This is a genomic window from Salmonella sp. 2018103 (genome assembly GCF_026247685.1).
Taxonomy (GTDB): Bacteria; Pseudomonadota; Gammaproteobacteria; order Enterobacterales; family Enterobacteriaceae; genus Salmonella; species Salmonella enterica.
Window position 1 is genome coordinate 921,925 of record NZ_CP111029.1, and the last position, 13,028, is coordinate 934,952.

Genomic DNA, 13,028 nt, shown 5'->3' on the forward strand with positions numbered 1-13,028 from the left:
CGGCGAATATCAGCCCAATATCTTCTTCGCTTCACGCGCGACATTATCCATCTCATCCAGCAGCTCCAGAAACTCAGGTTCCAGCTCCTCTTCGTGGACGCCGCTGCGAAGCTGTTGCTCAATAAGCTGGCAAAGGTTCTTCATCCGCGGTACGCCGCTATAGCCGCAGCTCCCGTGTAGCTTATGGACTAGATCGACCAGACCGTTGGGATTTTCTCCCACCAGTTGTTCTTCAATTTTGTTGCGCACTTCCGGCAGAAAATCAATCAGCATTTGCAGCATATCCCGCGCCAGATCGGGCTTACCGGCAGCCTGGCGGAGCGCAAGCTGCCAGTCGAGCGTCGCATTCGGATTGAAGATAAATTCAGCCGGTTCCGGCGCCATCAGGCGCGCTGCTACGTTGGCGCCGGGTTTATAGCGCAGCAACAGATTATGCAACTTCTCTTCTTCTATCGGTTTAGCCAGATAGTCGTTCATGCCCGCGCTGAGCAACTTCTCTTTTTGCCCGGCCATCGCATGTGCCGTAACGGCAATAACCGGTGTTTGCTGCTGATGAGGAAGCTGGTGAATTAACTCGCAGGCGCGTATGCCGTCCATATCCGGCATCTGAATATCCATCAAAATCAGATCAAACTGCATTTGTTTCGCCCGATCCACCGCCTGATGTCCGCTATCACAAAGCTCTACGTGCTGGACTTTATCTTCCAGTAACGCGCCGATAAGCTTCAGATTAGCGGGATTATCATCAACCGCCATAACCGTCATGGTGATTTTACTGGTATCCATTAGCAGCGGTTCAGGATGGTGATTCAACTGGCAATATTCCGTCAGCGCTGGCAACAGGCGCGTTGACGTCAATGGTTTTAACAGACAGGCCGCCGCGCCTCCTTGTTTCAGCTTTTCGGCGTTAATTTGCGCATGGCAAGGTAGCGCCAGCAGTAGAAAGTCCGTCATTGATGCCGCTTTCGCCAGACGTTCATGCTGCATGGTGAGCGGCTCGCGGAAGGTCACCGGAACGCTCAAAATCATAATATCGTAGTGCGCTAACGGCAGCGCGGAGAAGGTCGGGCTGTAAACCACCTCCACCGGCGTGTCGCTCAGCAGATCCAGGGTACATTGCGCGGCGGTAGCATTCGGTTCGACATAAGCCAGCCGTTTTCCGGCCAGACATGCGGTCGACGGCCCGTCAATAATGACATTTGGGTTAAGATCAAGATTAATATGAAACCAGAAGGTCGAGCCGCGATTAGGCTGGCTGTGGAAAGAGATGTCCCCGCCCATTTCGTTGACCAGCTTTTGCGTAATCACCAGCCCAAGCCCGGTGCCGCCGTGACGGCGAGAAATACTGGCATCGGCCTGGCGAAACGCCTGAAACAGTCGCGACTGGTCGCGTTCCGGAATGCCGATCCCCGTATCGCGGATCTGCACTTCAATCTGTACTTTGGTGTTACTGAGCGCCCGCTTTTCTACCAGAATATCGATATTGCCACTCTCGGTGAACTTAATGGCATTACCCACCAGATTAGTAATGACCTGTTGCAGGCGCAGCGGGTCGCCAATCACATTATCCGGGACGTCGTTTTTAATATTTAACGTCAACTCCAGCCCTTTATCATGCGACGAGTGGGCCAGCAGCGTAACCACTTCATCCAGCGTGTTGCGCAGTGGAAAAGGGATACTTTCCAGAATGAGCTTACCGGCTTCCAGCTTGGAGAAGTCGAGCACGTCATTAATGATCGCCAGCAAATTATTCGCAGAACGCTCAATGGTGTTCAGATGGTCGCGCTGGGTGGGGTTCAGCTCCGTTTTTAATGTCAGGCGGGTAAAGCCAATGACGCCGTTCAGCGGCGTTCGCAGTTCGTGAGACATGTTCGCCAGGAACTCCGACTTAATACGCGCCGCTTCCTGGGCACGCTTTTTCGCCAGATCCAGCTCAACGTTTTGGATTTCCATCTGCTCAAGGGTTTCACGCAGGTCCGAAGTGGCCTGATCGATATTATGCTGCATCTCTTCGTGATAGGCGGCAAGCGACATCGCCATGGAATTAATGCCGTTTTTCAGCATATCCAGTTCGCCCAGCATAAATCCTTCCACACGGCTATCCAGTTGTCCGCGGCGAATGCGGTCAACGGTATTCACCATATTACGGATAGGCCCGGTGACATCGCGCATAAGCCGCCAGCCAAAGATCAGCGCAATGCCAATACAAAAAAGCATCATCACGCTGGAGATAAAAATCTCTTTGTATTGCTGTAGCCTTACCGACTTGAGATCCAGTTCAAGCGCCACATACCCCAGCATATTTTTGGTATTTTTCGCGTCGGCAATCGCTGACTCGTCCGGCGAATAGCTCTCCGAGATAATCGGGGTGCGCAGAATCATAATATCGCCGTGGCGATCGACGCTCAGACGACGTGGAAACGGCGCTCCGGCGGGAAGCTGCATCTGTGAGGGGTCCAGATGGAAATTAGACGTTACAAACAGGCGGTTATGATCGTCATAAACGGAAATCGCCCGCACAATATCAGAGTGTCTGCGGTGCAGGACGCTGATAAGTTGGCCGATAGACTCCCGGTTTTGTAAGTTCATACCATATTCGCTGGAGACGGCGAGCGGTTCAATAATACTGGCGCCGGCATCTTCCAGTTGACGCTGCAGGTCGTTATAGCGGTGCACTACAAAAAAGATACTGAGCAGCAAACCTATCAGGACGGTCGGGGCCAGGATCAGAATCATCATGCGTGCGCGCAGGCTGTAGTTGGTCATGGAGTTCCGTTATGGGACAATTAGGGTCACACTGTTAAATTGAGAAAAACCTGGTCGATGGCGCAATTCTACTCTGCAAAACGGCGCGTGACGACGCGTCAGATCATAACCGTTAAAGTCAATGACCTCGATTCATTTGGTCAGGGCGTAGCCCGTCATAACGGAAAGGCGCTGTTTATCCCCGGTTTATTGCCTGAGGAAAGCGCAGAAGTCATTATTACAGAAGATAAAAAGCAATTTGCCCGCGCACGCGTTTCGCGCCGTTTGAATGATAGCCCGGAACGAGAAACGCCGCGCTGCCCGCATTTTGGCGTCTGCGGCGGTTGTCAGCAGCAGCATGTCAGCATCGCCCTGCAACAACGCAGCAAAAGCGCGGCGCTGGCGCGTTTGATGAAACACGAGGTGAATGACATCATCGCCGGCGCGCCCTGGGGTTATCGGCGTCGTGCGCGGTTAAGTCTGAATTGCCCGCCGGATAAACCGCTGCAAATGGGATTTCGCAAAGCGGGTTCCAGCGATATCGTCAATGTCGAACAGTGCCCCGTTTTGGCGCCCCAGCTTGCAGTATTGCTGCCCCGAATCAGGGCGTGTCTGGCGAGTTTACACGGCACCCGACATCTTGGGCATGTTGAGCTGGTACAGGCGGGAAGCGGTACGCTGATGATTCTGCGCCATACCGCGCCATTAAGTGCGGCGGATAAAGAAAAACTGGAACGCTTTTCGCATTCTGAGGGATTGTCTCTGTTTCTGGCGCCGTTTAGCGAGATACTGGAAACGGTATCTGGCGAGGCGCCCTGGTATGATTCGCACGGCTTACGTTTAGCCTTCAGTCCGCGAGATTTTATTCAGGTTAATGAGGCGGTAAACCAGCAAATGATCGCCCGCGCGCTGGAGTGGCTTGATGTGCGCGCCGAGGATCGTGTCCTGGATCTGTTCTGCGGAATGGGGAATTTTACGCTGCCGCTGGCAACGCGCGCGGCAAGCGTGGTAGGGGTTGAGGGCGTTCCGGCGCTGGTAGAAAAAGGCCGTGAAAACGCCATCCGCAATGGTTTACATAATGTGACATTCTTCCATGAGAACCTGGAGGAAGATGTCACGAAGCAGCCGTGGGCGAAAAACGGCTTTGACAAAGTCTTACTCGATCCTGCGCGTGCGGGGGCTACAGGAGTGATGCGACATATTATAAAATTAAAACCTATTCGCATTGTTTATGTATCCTGTAACCCGGCGACGCTGGCGCGCGATAGTGAAGCGCTGGTCAATGCGGGATATGAGGTTACGCGTTTAGCGATGCTCGACATGTTCCCGCACACAGGACATCTGGAATCAATGGTTCTGTTCGAGCGCATGTAATGATTACCGGCTTACCGACTTCGGTAGGCCTGGTCCCTTAAGGAGAGGACGATGGTCGCGGTAAGAAGTGCACATATTAATAAAGCTGGTGAATTTGATCCGAAGAAGTGGATCGCAAGCCTGGGAATTTCCAGCCAGCAGTCGTGTGAGCGCTTAGCCGAAACCTGGGCGTATTGCCTGCAACAGACACAAGGACATCCGGATGCGGATCTGTTGCTGTGGCGTGGCGTGGAGATGGTAGAAATTCTTTCCACGCTGAGTATGGATATCGACACGCTGCGGGCGGCGCTACTGTTCCCTCTGGCCGACGCCAACGTAGTCAGCGAAGATGTACTGCGCGAAAGCGTCGGCAAATCTATCGTTACCCTGATTCATGGCGTGCGCGATATGGCGGCGATCCGTCAGCTAAACGCCACTCATAACGACTCTGTTTCTTCGGAGCAGGTTGATAACGTCCGTCGAATGTTATTGGCGATGGTGGATGATTTCCGCTGCGTGGTCATCAAACTGGCCGAGCGAATCGCTCATTTGCGCGAAGTGAAAGAGGCGCCGGAAGATGAGCGCGTGCTGGCGGCGAAAGAATGTACCAACATCTATGCGCCGCTCGCTAATCGTCTGGGCATCGGGCAACTGAAGTGGGAACTGGAAGACTACTGTTTCCGCTACCTGCATCCGGCGGAATACAAACGCATCGCCAAACTGCTGCATGAGCGCCGTCTCGATCGCGAACATTACATCGAAGAGTTTGTTGGACATCTGCGCGCCGAAATGAAAAACGAAGGCGTGCAGGCGGAAGTCTACGGACGACCAAAACATATTTATAGCATCTGGCGCAAAATGCAGAAAAAGCATCTGGCGTTTGATGAACTCTTTGACGTGCGCGCCGTGCGTATCGTCGCTGAACGTCTGCAAGACTGCTACGCCGCGTTGGGGATAGTGCATACGCACTATCGCCACCTGCCGGATGAATTCGATGATTATGTCGCTAACCCGAAACCGAACGGTTACCAGTCTATCCACACCGTGGTCCTGGGGCCGGGCGGTAAAACCGTTGAGATCCAGATTCGTACCAAACAGATGCATGAAGACGCCGAACTGGGCGTGGCGGCGCACTGGAAGTATAAAGAAGGCGCCGCGTCCGGCGGCGTGCGTTCCGGTCATGAAGACAGAATTGCGTGGCTGCGTAAGCTGATCGCCTGGCAGGAAGAGATGGCCGATTCCGGCGAAATGCTGGATGAAGTGCGCAGCCAGGTGTTTGACGATCGGGTCTACGTTTTTACGCCAAAAGGAGACGTGGTTGACTTGCCTGCCGGTTCTACGCCGCTCGATTTTGCTTACCACATCCACAGCGATGTCGGGCACCGCTGCATTGGCGCTAAAATCGGCGGCCGTATTGTGCCATTCACCTATCAGTTGCAGATGGGCGATCAGGTTGAAATTATCACGCAGAAGCAGCCGAATCCCAGCCGCGACTGGCTGAATCCAAACCTGGGCTATGTGACGACCAGCCGCGGGCGCTCGAAAATTCACGCCTGGTTCCGTAAACAGGACCGTGACAAAAATATCCTGGCTGGACGGCAGATCCTCGACGATGAGCTGGCGCATTTAGGGATTAGCCTGAAAGAGGCCGAGAAACATCTGCTGCCGCGCTACAACTTTAATGAGCTGGAAGAGTTGCTGGCGGCGATAGGCGGCGGCGATATCCGTCTTAATCAGATGGTGAATTTCCTGCAATCACAGTTCAATAAGCCGAGTGCAGAGGAGCAGGATGCAGCGGCGCTGAAACAGCTTCAGCAAAAAACATACGCGCCGCAAAATCGTCGTAAAGACGACGGGCGCGTGGTGGTAGAAGGCGTGGGTAATTTGATGCACCACATTGCCCGCTGCTGCCAGCCGATTCCGGGGGATGAAATTGTCGGCTTCATTACTCAGGGGCGGGGGATTTCCGTGCACCGGGCCGATTGTGAACAGTTGGCTGAGCTGCGCTCACATGCGCCGGAGCGGATCGTAGAGGCGGTATGGGGCGAAAGCTACTCGGCGGGATATTCGCTGGTGGTGCGCGTCCAGGCCAACGATCGCAGCGGCTTGCTACGCGATATCACCACCATTCTGGCTAACGAAAAAGTCAACGTGCTGGGCGTCGCCAGCCGCAGCGACATTAAGCAGCAGATCGCCACCATTGATATGACCATCGAGATCTACAACCTGCAGGTGCTGGGCCGGGTGCTCGGTAAGCTGAACCAGGTGCCGGATGTGATTGATGCCCGTCGTTTGCACGGGGGGTAAACCCCAGACAGTAATAATGTAGCGGCTTTGCTACTCGTTCAGCAAAGCCGCATTAGCCAACCCCATAAGCATGAGACATGGGGTATGTTTTTGACGTACATTTCATTTCCGGTGTACTCTTATGTAAGATTTATACTTACAGTGGAGGCTGTTATGGCCAGAACAATGACCGTTGATCTTGGCGATGAACTGCGCGAGTTTATTGAATCGCTCATAGAATCAGGTGATTACAGAACACAAAGTGAAGTGATCAGAGAGTCTCTTCGTCTGCTGAGGGAAAAACAGGCCGGGTCACGACTCCTGGCGTTACGTGAACTTCTGGCTGAAGGTCTGAACAGCGGAGAGCCCCAGGCCTGGGAAAAGGATGCCTTTTTACGGAAGGTCAAAACAGGGATGATCAAACCCGATGAGAACGGTAAAATTAACGCCAAAGGCCAGTGAAGATCTGGAAAATATCTGGCATTACGGCTGGCAGCATTTTGGCGAAATACAGGCCGATCGATATATTAATCATCTATCAGAAATATTCAGCATTATGAGTGCCAATAACATTTGGCACGCCTCGACCTGAACTGGGTGAATACATTTATGCCTTACCGTTTGAAAGGCATATTATCTATTTTATACAATCAGTTACGGAAGTTATCGTGATACGTATTCTGAGCCAGAATCAGGATGCTGGTAAGCATGTAAATTGGTTATAGCCTTTTTATCTAAAAAACAAGTGTGATAGAGCAGGGGGAATCAACAATATTACCAAGGAAAGTGACCTTTGCTGTGTTGCTACCCGCAGCTTGAGCGCCGGAGACAATTCCCATAACTAAAGATGCAGTTACTGCCAGTTTACAAAAATGAGATGACTTCATCGTGTTATCCTTAATTAACGTGTTTTATGGCAGCATTTTGTACGCGTATACCAAGGGATATGCGGCATAGAGCCATGCTGCGGGCTTTGGGTAAAAAATAGGTCATAATAAATATATTATATTTCTACATTTTTATGAGTTTATTCTTATGAGCTGAATGATCGTACAGGCTCATAGAATATTATATGTAATACTTTCAATATATTTATTTCATGTATGTTCCAGAAAAAAATAAAAAAAGCCGTCTTTTTTGAATATTAAACTGGCGTGCATGCTACTCGTTTTTCCGTAAAAGTGAAATAATTTATTTTTTTGAAATGGAAGACTTTTCGGGGAGGGGCTTATAGCGTTCGCATAATTTTTCTTGCTTAATTGATATTATTTATAATGTCTGGTGCAAATATCTGTTTTTTTAATAAGTTAGTTATATGATTATTATATTGTTGTGTATCGATTAATAATTTTAAAATTATACGGGAGAGGTAGCGTTCAACACCTGTTAACAATATATTTTATTATATAGGCGTTGCCGTAGTGTCTCTGTGCGTGAATGGTTAAGAATAATACGTTACAATTGTCGCTAGTATTTACAACCGATTAAAAACCATGACAACTAACCATCAAATTGACCGTCTTCTCACCCTCATGCAGCGCCTGCGTGACCCGGAAAACGGCTGCCCGTGGGATAAAGAGCAGACCTTCGCCAGCATCGCGCCTTATACGCTGGAAGAAACCTATGAAGTACTGGATGCTATTGCGCGTGAGGATTTTGACGATTTGCGCGGCGAACTGGGCGACCTGTTGTTCCAGGTGGTGTTTTACGCGCAGATGGCGCAGGAAGAAGGCCGCTTCGATTTTAATGATATCTGCGCTGCCATCAGCGACAAGCTGGAGCGCCGCCATCCGCATGTTTTTGGCGAGCTTTCCGCGGATAATAGCGAAGAAGCATTAGTTCGCTGGGAGCAAATCAAAACGGAAGAGCGCGCGCAAAAAGCGCAGCATTCCGCGCTGGACGATATTCCGCGCAGCTTACCGGCCTTAATGCGCGCGCAAAAAATCCAGAAACGGTGTTCAAACGTGGGCTTTGACTGGACGACGCTGGGACCGGTCGTCGATAAGGTCTATGAAGAGATCGATGAGGTGATGTTCGAGGCGCGGCAGGCGGTTGTTGATCAGGCTAAACTGGAAGAGGAAATGGGCGATTTGCTCTTTGCCACGGTCAACATGGCGCGTCATTTAGGTACGAAAGCGGAGCTCGCTTTGCAAAAAGCGAACGATAAATTTGAACGTCGTTTTCGCGAAGTTGAACGTATTGTCGCAGCCAGAGGCCTGGAAATGACCGGGGTGGACCTGGAAACAATGGAAGAAGTTTGGCAGGAAGTAAAACGCCAGGAAATTGATCTCTAAAGGTTTTAGGCGGTCAAGAGCGATTTGTGTGATTTTTTAAATAACAAGCGCTTGATTTACGTCAAAAACATTTACCTCAAAGGGGCTATTTTCTCCCTCCCTGTGTGAATGTCAGCCTGACGAAGAGGAGGAATAATGAAAGTTTGTGGCGTAGGTCATGTTCGGGTATACTGCTTTCCCGTCCTGGTTATTCCATCGTCTTTTAAACCTAACTTCTCAGGTTCCGCATGACAACGAACTATATTTTTGTGACCGGCGGGGTCGTATCCTCTCTGGGTAAAGGCATTGCCGCAGCCTCCCTCGCAGCCATTCTGGAAGCCCGTGGTCTCAACGTGACCATCATGAAACTGGATCCGTACATCAACGTTGATCCGGGTACTATGAGCCCAATCCAACACGGGGAAGTGTTCGTTACTGAAGACGGCGCTGAAACCGACCTGGACCTGGGGCACTACGAGCGTTTCATCCGCACCAAGATGTCTCGCCGCAACAACTTCACGACTGGCCGTATCTACTCCGACGTTCTGCGTAAAGAACGCCGTGGCGACTATCTGGGCGCAACTGTACAGGTAATCCCTCACATCACTAACGCGATTAAAGAGCGCGTACTGGAAGGCGGCGAAGGCCACGATGTGGTACTGGTGGAAATCGGCGGTACCGTCGGTGATATCGAATCGCTGCCGTTTCTTGAGGCGATTCGTCAATTGGCGGTAGATATCGGTCGTGAACACGCGCTGTTTATGCACCTGACGCTGGTACCTTACCTGGCGGCTGCGGGCGAAGTGAAAACTAAACCGACTCAGCACTCCGTGAAAGAGCTGCTGTCTATCGGTATTCAGCCCGATATTCTGATTTGTCGTTCCGATCGCGCGGTTCCTGCCAACGAGCGTGCAAAAATTGCATTGTTCTGTAATGTGCCGGAAAAAGCCGTTATTTCAATGAAAGATGTCGATTCCATTTATAAAATTCCAGGCCTGTTGAAATCTCAGGGGCTTGATGATTATATTTGTAAACGATTCAGCTTGAACTGTCCGGAAGCTAACCTGTCTGAATGGGAACAGGTCATTTACGAAGAAGCGAACCCGGCAGGCGAAGTGACTATCGGCATGGTCGGCAAATATATTGAACTGCCGGATGCCTATAAGTCGGTGATCGAAGCGCTGAAACACGGTGGTCTGAAAAACCGCGTTACCGTCAACATCAAATTGATCGATTCGCAAGATGTTGAAACGCGCGGCGTCGAAATTCTGAAAGATTTGGACGCTATCCTGATCCCCGGCGGCTTCGGCTATCGTGGCGTTGAAGGTAAAATCGCCACTGCGCGCTATGCGCGTGAAAACAATATTCCTTATCTGGGCATTTGCCTGGGGATGCAGGTTGCGTTGATTGAGTTCGCTCGTAACGTGGCCGGCATGGACAACGCCAACTCAACGGAATTTGTGCCAGACTGTAAGTACCCGGTTGTGGCGTTAATTACCGAGTGGCGCGATGAAGACGGTAACGTTGAAGTCCGTAGCGAGAAAAGCGATCTGGGCGGCACCATGCGCCTGGGCGCGCAGCAGTGCCAGCTTAGCGATGACAGTCTGGTACGTCAGTTGTACGGCGCGTCGACGATTGTTGAACGTCATCGCCATCGTTACGAAGTCAACAATATGTTGTTGAAACAAATTGAAGCAGCGGGTCTGCGTGTCGCAGGCCGTTCCGGTGATGATCAGTTAGTCGAGATCATTGAGGTACCGAATCATCCGTGGTTCGTGGCCTGTCAGTTCCATCCGGAATTTACTTCCACGCCGCGTGATGGACATCCGTTGTTCGCTGGCTTTGTTAAAGCCGCCAACGAGCATCAGAAACGTCAGGCGAAGTAAAAAAGTTAGAACGGCGGTGCACCCTCAGCGGTGCACCGTTTGTCTGAAGTTTTAGTTTAACTAGTGACTTGAGGAAAACCTAATGTCCAAAATCGTTAAAGTCATCGGTCGTGAAATCATCGACTCCCGTGGTAACCCGACTGTTGAAGCTGAAGTACACCTGGAAGGTGGTTTCGTAGGTATGGCGGCGGCTCCGTCAGGTGCTTCTACTGGTTCCCGCGAAGCGCTGGAGCTGCGCGATGGCGACAAATCCCGTTTCCTGGGTAAAGGCGTAACCAAAGCTGTTGGCGCGGTTAACGGCCCGATCGCTCAGGCTATTCTTGGCAAAGACGCTAAAGACCAGGCTGGCATCGACAAAATCATGATCGACCTGGACGGTACTGAAAACAAATCTAACTTCGGTGCAAACGCCATTCTGGCTGTCTCTCTGGCTAACGCCAAAGCTGCTGCTGCCGCTAAAGGTATGCCGCTGTACGAGCACATTGCTGAACTGAACGGCACTCCGGGCAAATACTCCATGCCGGTTCCGATGATGAACATCATCAACGGCGGCGAGCACGCTGACAACAACGTCGACATCCAGGAATTCATGATCCAGCCGGTTGGCGCGAAAACGGTTAAAGAAGCCATCCGTATGGGTTCTGAAGTTTTCCATCACCTGGCAAAAGTGCTGAAAGGCAAAGGCATGAACACCGCTGTGGGTGACGAAGGCGGCTATGCGCCGAACCTGGGCTCCAACGCGGAAGCACTGGCTGTTATCGCTGAAGCGGTTAAAGCGGCTGGTTACGAGCTGGGTAAAGACATCACCCTGGCGATGGACTGCGCAGCATCTGAATTCTACAAAGACGGTAAATACGTTCTGGCTGGCGAAGGCAACAAAGCGTTCACCTCCGAAGAATTCACCCACTTCCTGGAAGAACTGACCAAACAGTACCCGATCGTTTCCATCGAAGATGGTCTGGACGAGTCTGACTGGGACGGTTTTGCATACCAGACCAAAGTACTGGGCGACAAAATCCAGCTGGTTGGTGACGACCTGTTCGTAACCAACACCAAAATCCTGAAAGAAGGCATCGAGAAAGGCATCGCTAACTCCATCCTGATCAAATTCAACCAGATCGGTTCTCTGACCGAAACTCTGGCTGCAATCAAGATGGCGAAAGACGCTGGCTACACTGCTGTCATCTCTCACCGTTCTGGTGAAACTGAAGACGCTACCATCGCTGACCTGGCTGTTGGTACCGCTGCAGGCCAGATCAAAACCGGTTCTATGAGCCGTTCTGACCGCGTTGCTAAATACAACCAGCTGATTCGTATCGAAGAAGCTCTGGGCGAAAAAGCACCGTACAATGGTCGTAAAGAGATCAAAGGCCAGGCGTAATCCTGCTTTTACCTCTTAACGTAAAAACCCGCTTCGGCGGGTTTTTTTGTATCTATTCAATAGCGCAGCCGCTGTGCATGACCGGGCAGACGAAATCTGCAATAATTAACGATTATCCCCTTAACAGAGAACGCTATGCAGTACCCGATTAACGAGATGTTCCAGACCCTACAAGGCGAGGGTTATTTTACCGGCGTCCCCGCTATTTTTATTCGTTTACAGGGATGTCCGGTCGGCTGTGCCTGGTGTGATACTAAGCATACCTGGGATAAACTGAGCGATCGGGAAGTGTCTCTGTTCAGCATTCTGGCAAAAACCAAAGAGAGCGACAAATGGGGTGCTGCGAGCAGTGAAGACTTGCTGGCAGTAATTAATCGTCAGGGCTATACCGCCCGTCACGTTGTCATCACCGGTGGCGAACCCTGTATTCACGACCTCATGCCGCTCACCGATCTGCTTGAAAAGAGTGGTTTTAGTTGCCAGATTGAGACCAGCGGGACGCACGAAGTGTGCTGTACGCCTAACACCTGGGTAACGGTTTCACCAAAAGTGAATATGCGCGGAGGATATGACGTGCTTTCCCAGGCGCTGGAGCGCGCCAATGAAATCAAGCATCCCGTTGGGCGAGTTCGTGATATTGAGGCGCTGGATGAACTGTTAGCCACGTTGAGCGATGATAAACCGCGCGTGATTGCTTTGCAGCCCATTAGCCAGAAAGAAGACGCGACGCGTCTGTGTATTGAAACGTGTATTGCACGTAACTGGCGGCTGTCTATGCAAACGCATAAATATTTAAATATCGCCTGATGCATTACTAATCTTACAGACGGCCTGCCGATGCCGTCTGTGACTCATCCATTACCTTGCATTGTTTATTTTCTCTATGTGAATTTCGATGAGTGTATAAAAGCACTGATAAATTTTTCCATAGCGATGCACGGATCACGCTATTTTGGTAAATTTAAAGAAAAAATCATTCTATGAACTTTTTTGCATCAAAATCAGCAAATTAGCTGTTCTTTAATAATTTAAATTGTTGCGATTATGTTGGTGGAATGTAGTGCTGATAAAAAGTAGTTTATAAACAATGATATCCGTTTAGTG

Annotated in this window: 8 protein-coding genes, 2 pseudogenes and 1 CRISPR repeat array (1 of these 11 running past the window's edge); of the genes and pseudogenes, 8 read left to right on the top strand and 2 right to left on the bottom strand. The window is 50.8% G+C overall.

Annotated elements, in window-relative coordinates; genetic code table 11:
• Window positions 1-9: 9 nt before the first annotated feature.
• Window positions 10-2,766, bottom strand: coding sequence for a two-component sensor histidine kinase BarA (gene barA, locus OLG56_RS04400; protein ID WP_000186400.1), 2,757 nt, complete (start codon window positions 2,764-2,766; stop codon window positions 10-12).
• 57 nt (window positions 2,767-2,823) lie between these two features.
• Here barA and rlmD point away from each other — a divergent pair, with 57 nt between their 5' ends.
• The 4 genes and pseudogenes from rlmD (at window position 2,824) to OLG56_RS04420 (ending at window position 7,109) form a co-directional block, all read left to right on the top strand.
• Window positions 2,824-4,119 carry a 23S rRNA (uracil(1939)-C(5))-methyltransferase RlmD gene (gene rlmD, locus OLG56_RS04405; RefSeq protein WP_023217503.1) on the top strand — a complete coding sequence of 432 codons (1,296 nt, stop codon included), beginning with the start codon at window positions 2,824-2,826 and terminating at the stop codon, window positions 4,117-4,119.
• A 51-nt stretch (window positions 4,120-4,170) separates the two neighbouring features.
• Window positions 4,171-6,405: a GTP diphosphokinase gene (gene relA, locus OLG56_RS04410; protein ID WP_000226841.1), complete on the top strand. Its 2,235-nt coding sequence runs from the start codon at window positions 4,171-4,173 to the stop codon at window positions 6,403-6,405.
• Window positions 6,406-6,489: 84 nt separating this feature from the next.
• Window positions 6,490-6,846 (top strand): type II toxin-antitoxin system ParD family antitoxin, encoded by a 357-nt coding sequence (locus tag OLG56_RS04415; RefSeq protein ID WP_072105920.1) that lies wholly within the window; start codon window positions 6,490-6,492, stop codon window positions 6,844-6,846.
• Window positions 6,812-7,109 (top strand): annotated as a pseudogene (locus OLG56_RS04420) (type II toxin-antitoxin system RelE/ParE family toxin). Before OLG56_RS04415 ends, OLG56_RS04420 begins: the two are co-directional and overlap by 35 nt.
• 18 nt (window positions 7,110-7,127) lie before the next feature.
• Here the strand turns inward: OLG56_RS04420 and OLG56_RS04425 are convergent.
• Window positions 7,128-7,271 (bottom strand): annotated as a pseudogene (locus OLG56_RS04425) (fimbrial protein); the annotation flags it as partial.
• A gap of 606 nt (window positions 7,272-7,877) precedes the next feature.
• Between OLG56_RS04425 and mazG the strand changes: the two are divergent.
• The 4 genes from mazG to queE all read left to right on the top strand — a co-directional run bounded on the left by mazG (window position 7,878) and on the right by queE (window position 12,731).
• Entirely contained in the window at window positions 7,878-8,678 is an 801-nt protein-coding gene (gene mazG / locus OLG56_RS04430) for a nucleoside triphosphate pyrophosphohydrolase (RefSeq protein ID WP_000210451.1), read from the top strand.
• A 227-nt stretch (window positions 8,679-8,905) separates the two neighbouring features.
• Window positions 8,906-10,543, top strand: a complete 1,638-nt coding sequence (pyrG, locus tag OLG56_RS04435; RefSeq protein WP_000210863.1) for a glutamine hydrolyzing CTP synthase — start codon at window positions 8,906-8,908, stop codon at window positions 10,541-10,543.
• 82 nt (window positions 10,544-10,625) lie between these two features.
• Window positions 10,626-11,924, top strand: a complete 1,299-nt coding sequence (eno, locus tag OLG56_RS04440; protein WP_000036734.1) for a phosphopyruvate hydratase — start codon at window positions 10,626-10,628, stop codon at window positions 11,922-11,924.
• A 135-nt stretch (window positions 11,925-12,059) separates the two neighbouring features.
• Window positions 12,060-12,731 (top strand): 7-carboxy-7-deazaguanine synthase QueE, encoded by a 672-nt coding sequence (gene queE, locus OLG56_RS04445; RefSeq protein ID WP_001199958.1) that lies wholly within the window; start codon window positions 12,060-12,062, stop codon window positions 12,729-12,731.
• Between the two features lie 296 nt (window positions 12,732-13,027).
• Window position 13,028: a CRISPR direct-repeat array (repeat unit 29 nt); it runs 457 nt beyond the window's last position.

What these genes read in the sequence shown, in the direction of transcription:
- OLG56_RS04415 (WP_072105920.1), top strand. Translation starts at nt 6,490, where the DNA reads ATGTTTTTGACGTACATTTCATTTCCGGTGTACTCTTATGTAAGATTT.
- pyrG (WP_000210863.1), top strand. Translation starts at nt 8,906, where the DNA reads ATGACAACGAACTATATTTTTGTGACCGGCGGGGTCGTATCCTCTCTG.
- relA (WP_000226841.1), top strand. Translation starts at nt 4,171, where the DNA reads ATGGTCGCGGTAAGAAGTGCACATATTAATAAAGCTGGTGAATTTGAT.
- mazG (WP_000210451.1), top strand. Translation starts at nt 7,878, where the DNA reads ATGACAACTAACCATCAAATTGACCGTCTTCTCACCCTCATGCAGCGC.
- barA (WP_000186400.1), bottom strand. Translation starts at nt 2,766, where the DNA reads ATGACCAACTACAGCCTGCGCGCACGCATGATGATTCTGATCCTGGCC.
- eno (WP_000036734.1), top strand. Translation starts at nt 10,626, where the DNA reads ATGTCCAAAATCGTTAAAGTCATCGGTCGTGAAATCATCGACTCCCGT.
- rlmD (WP_023217503.1), top strand. Translation starts at nt 2,824, where the DNA reads ATGGCGCAATTCTACTCTGCAAAACGGCGCGTGACGACGCGTCAGATC.
- queE (WP_001199958.1), top strand. Translation starts at nt 12,060, where the DNA reads ATGCAGTACCCGATTAACGAGATGTTCCAGACCCTACAAGGCGAGGGT.